The sequence below is a fragment of the Paenibacillus sambharensis genome, from assembly GCF_003233845.1.
Lineage (GTDB): Bacteria > Bacillota > Bacilli > Paenibacillales > Paenibacillaceae > Paenibacillus_I > Paenibacillus_I sambharensis.
The window spans coordinates 78,532-90,748 of sequence record NZ_QKRB01000044.1 but is presented as its reverse complement, the minus strand read 5'-3'; the positions used below and the strand labels follow the sequence as shown (position 1 = coordinate 90,748).

13 protein-coding genes are annotated in these 12,217 nt (G+C 48.2%); 4 read left to right on the top strand and 9 right to left on the bottom strand.

The features are described from left to right. Nucleotides 1–76 precede the first annotated feature (76 nt). Nucleotides 77–670 (bottom strand): HNH endonuclease, encoded by a 594-nt coding sequence (locus DNH61_RS11890; protein WP_245948149.1) that lies wholly within the window; start codon nucleotides 668–670, stop codon nucleotides 77–79. Nucleotides 671–858: 188 nt separating this feature from the next. Between DNH61_RS11890 and DNH61_RS11880 the strand changes: the two genes are divergently transcribed. Next, a complete protein-coding gene (locus DNH61_RS11880; protein WP_111146882.1) occupies nucleotides 859–2,235 on the top strand; it encodes a S41 family peptidase in 1,377 nt (458 codons plus the stop codon). A gap of 212 nt (nucleotides 2,236–2,447) precedes the next feature. On the opposite strand, the gene DNH61_RS27245 is transcribed toward DNH61_RS11880, so the two are convergent. The 3 genes from DNH61_RS27245 to DNH61_RS11865 are packed head-to-tail and all read right to left on the bottom strand — an operon-like array spanning nucleotide 2,448 to nucleotide 4,011. Further along, nucleotides 2,448–2,714, bottom strand: coding sequence for an HIRAN domain-containing protein (locus DNH61_RS27245; RefSeq protein WP_111146881.1), 267 nt, complete (start codon nucleotides 2,712–2,714; stop codon nucleotides 2,448–2,450). Then, nucleotides 2,687–3,427, bottom strand: a complete 741-nt coding sequence (locus tag DNH61_RS11870) for a CPBP family intramembrane glutamic endopeptidase (RefSeq protein WP_111146880.1) — start codon at nucleotides 3,425–3,427, stop codon at nucleotides 2,687–2,689. Before DNH61_RS11870 ends, DNH61_RS27245 begins: the two co-directional genes overlap by 28 nt. A 2-nt stretch (nucleotides 3,428–3,429) precedes the next feature. After that, on the bottom strand, nucleotides 3,430–4,011 hold the full coding sequence (locus DNH61_RS11865) for a TetR/AcrR family transcriptional regulator (protein WP_111146879.1): 582 nt from the start codon (nucleotides 4,009–4,011) through the stop codon (nucleotides 3,430–3,432). A gap of 585 nt (nucleotides 4,012–4,596) precedes the next feature. Between DNH61_RS11865 and DNH61_RS11860 the strand changes: the two genes are divergently transcribed. Next, nucleotides 4,597–5,070, top strand: coding sequence for a hypothetical protein (locus tag DNH61_RS11860; protein WP_111146878.1), 474 nt, complete (start codon nucleotides 4,597–4,599; stop codon nucleotides 5,068–5,070). 410 nt (nucleotides 5,071–5,480) lie between these two features. Here DNH61_RS11860 and DNH61_RS11855 read toward each other — a convergent pair whose 3' ends face one another. From DNH61_RS11855 to DNH61_RS27005, 3 genes are read right to left on the bottom strand one after another with little or no spacing between them, the layout of a single operon-like run. Beyond that, nucleotides 5,481–6,206 carry a peptidoglycan recognition protein family protein gene (locus DNH61_RS11855; protein ID WP_111146877.1) on the bottom strand — a complete coding sequence of 242 codons (726 nt, stop codon included), beginning with the start codon at nucleotides 6,204–6,206 and terminating at the stop codon, nucleotides 5,481–5,483. Continuing rightward, complete coding sequence (locus DNH61_RS11850) at nucleotides 6,145–6,396, bottom strand: hypothetical protein (RefSeq protein ID WP_111146876.1); 252 nt, start codon at nucleotides 6,394–6,396, stop codon at nucleotides 6,145–6,147. Before DNH61_RS11850 ends, DNH61_RS11855 begins: the two co-directional genes overlap by 62 nt. Continuing rightward, nucleotides 6,380–6,511: a hypothetical protein gene (locus DNH61_RS27005; protein ID WP_281272383.1), complete on the bottom strand. Its 132-nt coding sequence runs from the start codon at nucleotides 6,509–6,511 to the stop codon at nucleotides 6,380–6,382. Before DNH61_RS27005 ends, DNH61_RS11850 begins: the two co-directional genes overlap by 17 nt. A 14-nt stretch (nucleotides 6,512–6,525) precedes the next feature. On the opposite strand from DNH61_RS27005, the gene DNH61_RS26380 reads away from it, so the two are divergent. After that, nucleotides 6,526–6,669: a hypothetical protein gene (locus tag DNH61_RS26380; RefSeq protein ID WP_181438677.1), complete on the top strand. Its 144-nt coding sequence runs from the start codon at nucleotides 6,526–6,528 to the stop codon at nucleotides 6,667–6,669. A 26-nt stretch (nucleotides 6,670–6,695) separates the two neighbouring features. Here the strand turns inward: DNH61_RS26380 and DNH61_RS26375 are convergent, their stop codons facing one another. Then, nucleotides 6,696–6,872 (bottom strand): hypothetical protein, encoded by a 177-nt coding sequence (locus DNH61_RS26375; RefSeq protein WP_181438676.1) that lies wholly within the window; start codon nucleotides 6,870–6,872, stop codon nucleotides 6,696–6,698. A gap of 533 nt (nucleotides 6,873–7,405) precedes the next feature. On the opposite strand from DNH61_RS26375, the gene DNH61_RS11835 reads away from it, so the two are divergent. Beyond that, a complete protein-coding gene (locus tag DNH61_RS11835) occupies nucleotides 7,406–7,942 on the top strand; it encodes a hypothetical protein (protein WP_111146873.1) in 537 nt (178 codons plus the stop codon). 193 nt (nucleotides 7,943–8,135) lie between these two features. On the opposite strand, the gene DNH61_RS11830 is transcribed toward DNH61_RS11835, so the two are convergent. Continuing rightward, a complete protein-coding gene (locus DNH61_RS11830; RefSeq protein WP_111146872.1) occupies nucleotides 8,136–12,212 on the bottom strand; it encodes a hypothetical protein in 4,077 nt (1,358 codons plus the stop codon). Nucleotides 12,213–12,217 lie beyond the last annotated feature (5 nt).

Below are 12,217 nucleotides of genomic sequence, written 5' to 3'. Positions count from 1 at the left end.
TGAAACCCGACCTCACACGGTCGGGTTTCTTATGTACAAAAATAAGCTAGATAAAGCTAAACAAAAAAGCACTGACCTAATTCCCTTTAGGAGACAGTGCTTTTTTCATCTTCGATTTTATAGAAAATCCGTATGCTATCATGACCAGACGAAGCAGCTTGAGTATATTCGGAACAGCACCCGATTTTTCTTTAAGATAGGAGATCGCTGAACGGTTTCCCCGTTTCGAGTTGCATTCGCTGCAGGAAGCAAGCAGGTTTTGCGGAAGATCCGAGCCACCCTTGCTTGAGGGAATGATATGATCGACTGTTGCTGCAGGCAGCCCGCACCACAAACAAGTGTGATTATCCCTCTTCAATGCAGTCTTGCGATACCCGGGGAAAGCGAATGGATTATATAGTAGTTGTATCGTCTCTGCATCAATCCAGACAGCTCGGGCCCGGTTCACTTCCCGCCATGCCCGGTCAAGGACGCACGGTGTTAGTTCTTGGCCGTCCATATTGAGGACTTTTATCATGATGTTTCCCCTTCGTATAATAATGTTATAACCACAGATAACATGGAGGCGAACCCTGGTTGTGCAAAACCACAATTCGGCGGAGTGTGATGCTTCGTTTTTGGCTTCAGGCTCCAGCACGACTTCGTTTTTAAGGTGTGCACTATTTTCCATGTTATACATTTTCACCTGGATCAATAAAGACGTCGCAAGAGACGAAGCCGCGGAACGACAGCAATTCAAAGCTCCTAGACAGAAGGCCAGTGAAAATTCAGACCTAAGGCCAGCAAATTGGAACCTGGTAAAAAGTATAATTATGTTAAAAGGTGAACAATCCTATAAAAAGAGCGGGAGAGCCTTGGATGAAAAAAAAGTTTAGGCGAATCGCTGGTATAATACTTGGCATTCTCATATTGACGGGGGCTCTAAGCATCTACTTTATATGGCAGAGTCATGACGGGAAGGCCCCTGCTATGGATCCGGCCAAACGCGAACTTTGGAAATCGCAAGCTTATAATTATATTCTCGAAACGGATTATGAGCATCTTACGCTATTCAATTATACAACAGACAGCGTATTGCCATTTGCGTATGGTCATATAGAGCGAGACGGCACGGTGTGGATCGATAAGATCCGCGGGAACGCGCTCTTTAATATGTTGATGTGGAAACCAATGCCGATCGGCCGGTTTCAAAACGGAACCTTGAGCGATGAGATCGGTTATAGGAAACAGTTCGATCGTATCGATCAAATGCCTCAAGTCGGCATCAGCCGTTTTTCAGAAGATCCCATTCAAAACTTTGAGACGTTCTGGCAAATATTCGATGAAAATTATGCTTTGTTTGGGGTTCATTCAGCAGAATGGAAAAAGCTTTACGATGATTACCGCCCGAAAGTAAAGAGTGATACTTCCGCCGGAGAATTAAAACAGGTCTTTAAAGAGATCATCCAAAAGCTCGATGATGGCCATACGCAAGTCATTGCCGGTATGCAGGGGATTGCTTCTCAGGCAAAGGAGGACCCGAGAACTGCGTTTTATATGAATAACGGTAAGAAGATGAAAGAAATTATTCAAAAAACTTATTTTCCCGATGGATTGAACAGCCAGCTTGATGGGGCTATCCAATATGGACAAATTCAAGAAGGCATCGGTTATATTGCTGTAGATTCATTTAACCATTTTGATATGCTGCAAGTGAATCCGGCGATTGATCAAGTCGTGCATCGTTTAAGCGACGTTGATCAAATCATCGTCGACTTGCGATTCAACGGAGGCGGTTCGGATGCATTTGGATTGGATTTGGTAAGCAGATTCGCAGCCAGCCAAACATTGGCATACACGAAAACCGCCAGAAACCATAAGGGTTATGACAGCTTTCTTCCCCCGACGCCGATTTATATCGAACCAAACGAGAATCGTATCAACGCCGCCGAGATCATCGTATTAACCAGCCGCTTAAGCACGAGCGCCGCTGAAACGACCCGCATGGCGTTTGGTGAACTGAACAACGTCACCGTGATCGGCGAGACCACTAATGGTGTATTCAGCGATATGATGTTCAATATCCTGCCGAATCAATGGATCGTCACGCTCAGCGGTGAAAAATATACGGATGCACGCGGAAATATATACGAAGGTGCCGGTATGCCGCCGGACGAAGAAGTCATATATACCGAAGAAGACCTGGACTCGGAAAGAGATCCGGTAATGGCAAAAGCACTGGAACTGTTAAAATAGTGATGCTAGCGAAGCTGTAAAGCCTGCGATTGGCATCAGGCCGTTACGAAGAGATAACTTAAAGTTACATGTGCTGGAAAAGCAAAAACCACATCCTCATGCGGATGTGGTTTTACATGGTGGAGGCGAACCGCAGCTTGGTAAATCTACCATCCGCCGCCGCGTGATGCTTAAGCTTTTTGGAGAGGTTGTGTAGACAAAATAAAAATCATCTATGCCTTATTGTTAAATAGTGATATATCTGGATGATACACAAGGTACTCCCAGTCTTCAAACAGTAGAAATGATAGAGCTGGTTCTTTCACTATATCACCCAACATATTAGCCTCGTAATCGAGTACTTTAATAGCATAGATGTCATAAGAGTTCTCTGGTTCTCTTTTCAGTACTACTCTATCTCCAATTCTCATATTTTTAGCAATTTGAGTCCGCGAGGAGATTATTCTCAGTCTCAGGCTTCTGCCGTTCCACGTTTCCATAAGCCGGCTGTATAGACAGCCAAAATGAATACCTGTGCCATAATCACGATAAGCGCCGTCTGGTCAAAGACAAGCTCCGTGTTGAAAGAGACAAAATTATGGACAATATGCCACAGAATCCCGACCCAAAGGCTACGGGTAATGCTGACAATGAGGGCAAGCGTAAGGCCGGCGAGAAAAGCAAAGGCGATCTGCAGCAGAACTTCGACAGGCTCTGTTCCGTTTAGAGCGTTGGCGGCATGCAGCACGCCAAAGATGAACGATGATCCGATAACGGCCTGCTTTCGACTCTTGCTCAACAGATAGGTGAAGGACAAGCCGCGAAAATACAGTTCCTCATTGAAGCCAACAACGACAGTGAACAGAGCCAGCGCCGCATATTCGGCTCCCGGACGGGTAAACTCGGGGCCATATATGACAAGCGGAATCACCTCTATCAGCAGCAGCGGCACAAAAAGCCACACGGGGCGAACGCTGCCAGAGGCAGGTCGCCGAATACCCGCCTCCTTAGCTGAGAAGCCAGAACGGCGAAGCAGCAGCAGGCCGACCAAAATGGACAATGCTACGGAGGCCGTCATAATGAGAGAAGCAGGGACTTCCTTCAGTCCCGCGATTTCGGCGGCCGCAGAGCCGGCAGCGGTAATAAACGTACAGATCACCGCCGCGATGACAGCGGCGACGTAGGGATATTTGCGAATGAAAGTATTGGACATGGTTAAAGTTCCTCGCCTTCTTTTTTGAGTGTAATCAACAAACCTTTAAACACACGGCCCAAGACGGCCTGTGCCTCCTCATCGTCCATCGAGCTGCCGTTGGTTGCAAGCAGCGAGGCAATGCCGTGCGTCGTAAACCAGATACCGGCATACAATTTGCGTGCTTGGCCGACCGAGAGTCCGGTCATGCTGCCGATCATCGCAATCACCTGTTCGTCACCTTCATTCGCACCCGCAATGTCCGACACCTTCTCCTGCTGAAGTCGCCCTGACATAAACAGAAGATGGAATAATCTTTTTTCCGTTCGTGCAAACCGGATGTAAGCAAGGCCCATCGCCAGAAATCCGTTACTGCCGCTCTTCATCGCCTCTAGCATTGCGGTGTTATATAAATGCTCGGCATAAACGCAAATCGCTTCCTTCAGTTCCTCCATTGATGGAAAATGGCTGAATATTGGCTGGGTAGAGGTACCTAGTTTCTTTGCAACGTTACGTGCGTTGACGGCATTCATCCCTTCTTCACGCACCAACTCGAGCGCCGCTTCCAGAACGAGTTCGCGCGTCACTTTCGGCTTCGGGGGCATAAGCTTTCCTCCTCAACTATTAATAACACTTGTTATATTATATATGTTATATTACTAACGTAATTCTTGCAACACATTTTTAGCCTACGGGAGACGGTCAACTGTGTCTTTGATTGGACTGATACCATACTTCCAAACGCAGACGCCGTCGGAACATGAGTCTTTCTCGTCTACAGGATGGGGTCATAGTGGAGGGTTGCCGCCGAACAAATAGAGCTTGCAATAAAATTACCAAAAAAGCGAAAAACCCACAACCTCATGCGGTTGTGGATATATATGGTGGAGGCGAGGGGATTTGAACACCACCTGTCCGAAGATAACGCCACATAGGCTTCTACGGGTGTAGTCACAGTTTTGATGTCACCTAGGCCGATGCCCCGTAACCGTCTTCGATCTAGGTCAGCCTGATTGTCTTCTTCTGCACACCCCAGGCGGAGATGTGACAGCATATCCCTCTAAAGTTGGGACAAATATACATGTATAATAAAATGGACCATTCGATGAATTGTAATCATTTATAAAATTGGGTAAAGTAGATAAATAAACTTTTGAAAACCAGCAAGCTTGAAAGGAGTCCTATGTCAAATGAAACATAAGCAATCTCGAAATTTGCTAATCATTTACCTTTTGCTATTAACCGTAGTGCTCAGTGCCTGCCAATCCACTCAAAACGACCGTAAACAACAATCAGAGAATACTAAAGTTGCCCAGAACATTCAACATTTAAACGAGCAAGAAAAGATACCAGAGTATTTACCTAAAACATTTCCTCTACCACAAGATGCTAAGATAAGCACTTCACACGCTGAAATCAACGATGGCAAAAAATCCGTAATGCTCATCTTTACTACTGAAGAAAGCATGTTTACGATTACAAAGTTGTACACGGACTATTTCAATACGCAAAACTTGGATCAATCCAATTATACTATCGATAATAACAACATTATTATTCAAGGGGATAACGTTAAAAACAATGAAAGCTGGTCCATGATTGGAGGGGCCTTAACCTCTAGAGATGGCATTATTGAGTTAACCGTCAATTGGTCAGAACAGTAACGTCTGTCTTCCCCCTTACAGCATAAGATATGCTGCACTATATAAGCAAATGAAAAACCCGACCTCACGCGGTCGGGTTTTTCATGGTGGAGGCGAGGGGGATGGATACCTAGATAATACAGAAAATATGTATAGAGGAAATGACCTGTATACATAAAACATCCCCGCCTTATCAACAGGTGAGGATGATCAATCATATCCCACGGGCCAATACTTCGGCCGGTTGCATTTAGTACAGGCGAATACACGTACACCATGGTAATAACGCCAGCGCCACCGGCCAGCTGCTCCGCATTTACAGATGCCGTTTTTGTAGAGCTCATTTACTTGTTCCCTGGTAAGCATGCTGCACCTCCCAAGGTTATTTTACCGCAATAAAAAAAGACCTGCTACAAGAGCAGGCCATTTCACTATGCCAAGAAACCCAGCCGCCGCATCTCCGGCTCGAGTTGCAGCAGCCTGCGCTGCGCCTTCTCCGCTCGTTCCGATTCAACCGGCTTGCCGTACTGGTCCGTTCCTTTGGATAGATTGTACAAATAAAGCAGTTCATTTGCGATTCGATAAGCCATCTCAGCCTGTTTCTGCGGTGTGGCAGCAAACTCCATCTGATGCTCCAGGTTCGCGATGTCCGTCCGGATCCGGTTCATACTGGTGCAAGGGCAGGCGGTCGCGCTGACTTCGTTATGCCCCACCACCGCTATTTTTGGCCAGATGGATTTAACCAACAGGATGCCGGCATAAAGCAGCTCCCGTTCCTGACTGGTCATCTCTCGCTTGGAAAGATCGCCGTGGATGGCAATGCCGATGGAATCATCGTTTGCCCCCTTGGCATGCGTGGTGTAGGTCAGCAGGTCATTGGTCTGCAGCAGCCGGCCGTTCGATACAACCAAATTGTAAGCAATCCCCGGCCAGTTATGGGAATTGACGTGGTAATCAGCCTGATTCACCAGCGGCGCCTCAGAAGCCATATGATGGACCACAAGGCGCTTCACTTCATTATACTTGCGCCAGCCCCATATCTTTGTGGCATGCTTCGGTAGTTGGTCGGTGATGTCCTCAATGGGCGGCAGGCTGCTAAACGGCAGATTCGCGCTCCACATCAAGCCCCGCAAACTCGTGATTGTCGTCTGTGTCATGTTGTTCAACCTCCTTCTTCTTCGGTTTCTTCGGACTCATGAAGATTCCCAGCAGCATGATTGCAAACAGCACCAGATTGGCTGTGGCGTCCAGCCATTCATCCGGCACCTCGATGCCAAACGCCTGCTTGAGAAAGGTTGCTATAGCAGCCAGCAGCGGCAGCAGTATTCCTTTATTGATCCTTTCCATGCTTCTCACTCTCCTTGATTGGTTTGCCCGGCCTATGACCGCCTGTAAGGATGGCATAAAGGTCCTTGTGGACCGGGTTGGTGGTTGATTCAAAGTACTCGGTTGTGAATCGCATATAGGCACCCCCAAATGTGTGATGATGCTATCGACCTTGCTTTCAATGCGCCGCTGCAGGGCCAAGTGTTCCCGCAGCTCAGACTTGTCATCAACGTGAAATATGCGCTTGACCTGACTGGTCACGAGCTTGCGACCAAATTTGTCAAGGACGAATAAAAAAACAGCAGCCAACGTGCCGAATGTTAAAGGCCGTTGGCTGATTTCAATAATGAATTGGTATAGTTCGTACATTGCCCCACCTCATAGGCGGATTTTCCTTCATATAATAGCTTGCCGGCCATCTCCCGGCCGAACCAGCTGTCCAGGATGGAATAGGTGCGCTCATCTACCGCGCATTCCATCGGCTCCATTTCGATCATATGGACCTCCACAACGAAAAAGAGCCCATGGGATGCTTTCCCAATGGACTCTTTCTTGACCGGTGCTTCCGGATTTGTTTTTATATTAACCGAGTTGGCGGAATATGTCAATAATATTTAAGGACCATCTCTTATCATCACTTCACCACCATATTTTTCTAGAAATTACTATCGAACTATAGTAGAATAAAATCCGTTAACTTATGAATGGGGTGGGTCTATATGTCTAATGAAAAGTTTCTTGCTACCTTCGAAAAAGACAAGGACTATAAGCGAATCCATGTCAACGGAGTTATAACTAATTATCATAAGAACATGGTCACCATAGATCTGTTTGAAGAACACGTACCTTTAATGACCAGATTCACTATGGAAGACAACGGGCCTATAGTTGAACATGAAGAAGGGAACCTTCGAAATTATATACACGCTTCCCTTAATGTAGCTCCAGAAAATTTACCGATGATTATTAGGTCGCTAGAGGCGATCTATCAAAGGTATTTGGACGAGCGTAGACAAAGTGGTGACGGCGTTTGACAAGCAGCAAGTATATTGATTTTCTGGGACAAGCCATAGATGGCAGAATTGCTCATTTAGCTTTCGGCTTACAATCTCAAATACTTCAATACAAACAGCAGATTGACGAGTCTGTAACTGGTGTTAAAATGGATATAAGCAGTATATACCAAGAACACGAAAACCTTAAAGAAGCGTACCGCCAACTGCAGGCCTATTACGAAAAAATGGCCTCTACTAAGGAAGGTGACGACATGAGCGAACAAATTAGCAGCAAATTAGGTATTGTTGAAAATGATGTTAAACACCTTGGCGAATCTGTGAGTCGAATAGAAGCTAACCTGAATCGGGTCATTGATAAAATAGATAATATCAGCAGCACAATGGCAACCAGGTCTGAGCTTGAAAAGGTCTCAGATAAGATCGAAAATCTGGTGACCAAAGAACAATTTAACGAAGCCACTCAAAGAACGCGGTTTACAGTGACCACCTGGATTGCTCTCGCTTCTGCTGCAGGATCGATTATTGCAGCGATCATAGCATACGTAAAATAAAGACGCTCCTTGGAGCGTCTTTTTGTTATCCAAAATAAATAACCCGCCACAGGTTGGACGCCTGACGGGTTACTTTCTCCTACATCATGTTTGGAGGGGTACCACCCCAAGGTGCTGCCAAGGGAGAGCGGTGCAACGCTCTCCTTTTGTTATTGTAAGCATATCATACCCAAAATAGTCGTGCAATGACTCGTCATCTTAAGTTATACTCTCGGCCTAACTGCTTCTTAGCCTCGTCTCCAGCTCGCGTTAACTCTTTCGAAATCCTCTTAGATTTCTTCGCCGGATCTTGAATATTCTGGTTCATCCGCTTGTTAATCCGTTTCTTAGTTTCCTCGCCCTGCAGCTGCTGCAGCCGGCTGAACATATCGCCATTTAGTATGAAGGTTTGTCCTTCGATTGTCACTTTCTTGCCAGGAACACGCGGCGCAAGCGTCTCATCTCCTGTCTCCGCGATCAATTCAACAATATATTTGGCTTCTGGACTGAGCTTGTACTTGCTAGTGAAGCCAGGATTAAACATCACATTAAATACGTTGTTATCCTGGTATGTCTCCTTGGGATTACCCAGTGTGTCATATTGCTGCGGCAGCGACTCAGCCCAAATAGGTATCTTGGCTTGTGCGCGATTCAGGGACTGCTCGAGCTTATTTGGTGAATAGGTTTCACGCCTGTAGTTGTCATTCATTTGCTTGAACTGATTGAATGCCGTTGGTACGAAAGATGCTGGAATTTCGGTCAGAACGTCCATAATCTTATCCGTCACCGATTGCCCCGGATACCCCTCTACAGCTGATTTAAGACCGCTTAAGACAGATTGCTCAGTGAGTGTGCCCAAACCGCCTTCCAAGCTGTTATAGACCGTACCAAACGTGCCGGACAGTCCGTCCTTGCCCTCGGTGAGATTCTTCTTCACGTTCGCTCCAATGGATATTGCGATAGAAGCCGGCTGCATCCAATCGTAAGTGTACAGGCGGTCTCCTTCTTGGAGTTTAGCCTTCTCTGAATCAAAACCACTCTGAACCCACCGAGTTAGCGCCGAAAGATTTACTTGATACTGACCTTGGCCGGCCGCCTGCTGCAACCCTCTAATGTCTCTGTCTTTGCTGGCAGAGCCGGTAAGAATGCCGACGTCCATCAAGTAATATCCCATACCAGAGAGCCCTGCAGTACCTATAATTGCCCTCGTTAGAGCTTGAGTGACTTCTGCCGTGTTAGGCTCCTTCTTAAAAATCGGCTGCATCAGGATTTTCGCGCTTCGCAGAAAGCCTGCTGGAGAATACTCCAATGCCCGCATAAGCAAAGCTCCCGGGGTCTTCGGATACTTTATAACGAGATCCCCGACGCCGAAATCCTTGCCTACATTCAGCCCCCTCTTGAACTTAACCAGTCCTTGCGAAATGAGATTGTTGTCCTGGAATGTAACATAACGGCCATACTCATCCGCGATTTTTAGTATGTTCTCGTCAGCTTCACGGATGTACTGTTGGATTAGCGCTTTATTATTGCCCTGCCCCTCGTTAATAGCCCGCAGCGTCGCCATCTCGCCTACCGTGTTATTGTAAGCTCGCATGTATGCTGCAGTATCGAACGACTTGAGCGTAGCCCCCAAAGCCTTCTCCAAGTACGTTAATGGATTCAACTTCGAGGTAAACGCAGGACTGCCAAGGTCATATGCTGTTTGCAGTCCATTGACGTTAACCTGCTTCCAGCCCGCCTTTCCGCCAGAAACCCAGTTTCTCCAGAACTCTCCCTGGTTGTTTGTTCTGAATGTCACCGTTCGCTCGCCGCCTGTGATCTTAGACCGGGCGATATCTATCGGAGTAGCAACCCACTTATTGATACGTTCAAGCCGGTAAAACAACTCATTTCCCAATACGTTACGAGCCATTGTCTTGGTATTGAGCAGCTGCCCAATGGTTTGAAAGGTGCTGATCCTTTTCAAAATACCGGGTTTATCTAAACCCATGAGGATGACCTGCAGGTCCTGTGAAGCAATCTGCTGCGCATCCCCCGAGAGGGACGAAACTTTCTTCGCCAACTCACGAAGACTATTCGCCTCATCTCCTTCCAGCTGCTTCGTGCGAATCACCTTGTCCGTCAACTTCTCTGCTTCGCTGATCGTCCGTCTGGTGACTTTCTTAGTTGATGCTTCATATGCTTCCATAGATCGTTCGTACAGTTGTCTTAGATGTGGCCGAATGTCTTCGCCCAGCTCTTTCACCATCTCCTCGGACCAATCGGAGAACCTTATGACCTGTTTTCCCATTTTGGCCGCGCCGATAATCGCATAATCCATCCACACGTCTAGCGGAGTGCTGCTAACCTGTATACCTTTTGACCGCAGACGCTCCTTAGCGGCCTGCTCTTGCGCATCAAGGAATGCGGTAAGATTATCCCTCACCCGGTTGTCCTTCGGCTGCCTAGGCGCTCTCGGGGCCCTTGGTTGGCGAGAGGTTTCTTTAATGAATTGCTTCGACTCGTTGACAAAGTGCCTCAAGGTTTGAGCCTCTGATTCAGTCAGCTTTACACCCGATTTGGCACGGTCAAGAATGTCATTGACGTTATTGGAGAGTTCCTTGATTCCGGTCATCTTCTTGGCAGCTGCAGCTAGGCCCTGTAGATTTGCCGCCATGTCTGGTGTGACAACTTTGTCCTTAGTAAAGACAGAGGTCTTCTCATTTGTTTTCCTTGCCACACGCTGCGCATAAACCAGAACGCCTTCTGGAGACAACCGGTTGAACATGGACAAAGCCTGATTCGCTTGGCCGGCTGTAGTCGCCTCTTCCGATACCTTCATTGCGATGTCCACGGCTCTTTGGTGGTTTCCAATTCCGTTGTAGTGATCAATCAGCCGTTGGGCGACTGTTGCCTTTTCTGCCGTGAATCTTGTATCTCCCAATACAAATGATGTTGCTTCCTCTATATCCCGGCTGATGCGAAGATTCGCAGCGGCAAGGGTGTCCGCATTCCGTATGGGTTGATAGGCCGCTGACATCCGTTCCTTGAAGCTTAACGGCGGCTTGTCACTCGCCTGAAGAGTTTCCGCAAATCCTCGCTGCCTCATGTTTGGTGCTGCTTGCCCCGGCGGTGGGGTTACATCTACCCGGGGAAGCTTCGGCACCGTGACATCTGCGGCCGGCAGAACCTCTACCTGTGCCGCTCTGCCCACTCGCTGCAGTGGCGGCTGCACTGCCCCTGTCACGCCCTGCGGTCGTCCAGATGGACTAGGAAGACCAAGCGGCCGCACATCAGCATCCATGATGACTTCAGGCGTGTCCGCACGGTTCACATTACCGCGCTGCCGTGGTTCGGGTAAGGCAAGAACCTCCTGCGCTGCCGGCTCAGCAGAATTGCCGGGACCTCTGAACTTGGATGCCAGCTTGGAAATACCACGGCCCAGCCCGTACATGGCCACATCACCGACTGCACCACCTAAAGCACCCATGCCGATGTTCATCGCCATTTGATCGGCATCCGTCTCCCCGCGAACGCCGCCGATGACACCGCCCTGCACAGCTCCGGCCACGCTGCCCTGGATAGCTCTGGTTGCCACTGGTCCAGCTTTAGGAGCGACATTCTGGGCGAATGTCTGGCCGATCTTGTACGGCATGGAAGCCAGCCCCTGCCCGATGTTCGCCGGGTTAGTGGTCCATCCTGCAATGGCGCCACCCAAATCAGCCGTAATATCTGCTGCCTTGCTGCCAGTCGATAAAATAGGCGCGGCCCCAGCTTTCTGGGTGTCCACGCCTACTGCATGCCCTGCCTTTTGTCCAAAACGGCTCAAGAACTTCCCTGCATCATCCACGCCGGGAATGCCGGTTTTGCCAACCTGAGCCTTGTCGATAAAGCCAGCAGCGGCATCAACCGTGTTGTCTTTAAGAAACTTGAGGACTGGATTCTTGGGATCCTGCGCATTTCGAGTGGCCCTCTGCTTATCCAGATAATCCTGCTTCGCCTTTTCTTCAGCAGCCTTCTTTGCTTGCCTCTCCGCCTCGGCCCTGTCGTTGAAAGCCTGTATGCCTTGTACGCTGCGAGTTAGGTTATCCGTGCCGTATATCGTTCGCTCTGGCTGATTGAAAGCCGTGGCCGGCAGTGTTAGTTTGTTGCTGTTGGGAGGAGGAACGTTGACGGGCCGGTTCCGGACAACAGCAAATTCATCCTCGACTGGTTGTCCAGCGCCACTATTTAGCGCTGCTAAACGTTCCATGACACGTCGTTTTGCCTCTTCCCCTTGCTTCCTTCTCCTGACCCGTTCAAATTCGTCCATTTACC

Excerpts from the sequence above, each read along its gene's own strand:
- DNH61_RS11890 (WP_245948149.1), bottom strand. The coding sequence starts at position 670 with ATGGAAAATAGTGCACACCTTAAAAACGAAGTCGTGCTGGAGCCTGAA.
- DNH61_RS11880 (WP_111146882.1), top strand. The coding sequence starts at position 859 with ATGAAAAAAAAGTTTAGGCGAATCGCTGGTATAATACTTGGCATTCTC.
- DNH61_RS27245 (WP_111146881.1), bottom strand. The coding sequence starts at position 2,714 with ATGGAAACGTGGAACGGCAGAAGCCTGAGACTGAGAATAATCTCCTCG.
- DNH61_RS11870 (WP_111146880.1), bottom strand. The coding sequence starts at position 3,427 with ATGTCCAATACTTTCATTCGCAAATATCCCTACGTCGCCGCTGTCATC.
- DNH61_RS11865 (WP_111146879.1), bottom strand. The coding sequence starts at position 4,011 with ATGCCCCCGAAGCCGAAAGTGACGCGCGAACTCGTTCTGGAAGCGGCG.
- DNH61_RS11860 (WP_111146878.1), top strand. The coding sequence starts at position 4,597 with ATGAAACATAAGCAATCTCGAAATTTGCTAATCATTTACCTTTTGCTA.
- DNH61_RS11855 (WP_111146877.1), bottom strand. The coding sequence starts at position 6,206 with ATGACACAGACGACAATCACGAGTTTGCGGGGCTTGATGTGGAGCGCG.
- DNH61_RS11850 (WP_111146876.1), bottom strand. The coding sequence starts at position 6,396 with ATGGAAAGGATCAATAAAGGAATACTGCTGCCGCTGCTGGCTGCTATA.
- DNH61_RS27005 (WP_281272383.1), bottom strand. The coding sequence starts at position 6,511 with ATGCGATTCACAACCGAGTACTTTGAATCAACCACCAACCCGGTCCAC.
- DNH61_RS26380 (WP_181438677.1), top strand. The coding sequence starts at position 6,526 with ATGTGTGATGATGCTATCGACCTTGCTTTCAATGCGCCGCTGCAGGGC.
- DNH61_RS26375 (WP_181438676.1), bottom strand. The coding sequence starts at position 6,872 with ATGATCGAAATGGAGCCGATGGAATGCGCGGTAGATGAGCGCACCTAT.
- DNH61_RS11830 (WP_111146872.1), bottom strand. The coding sequence starts at position 12,212 with ATGGACGAATTTGAACGGGTCAGGAGAAGGAAGCAAGGGGAAGAGGCA.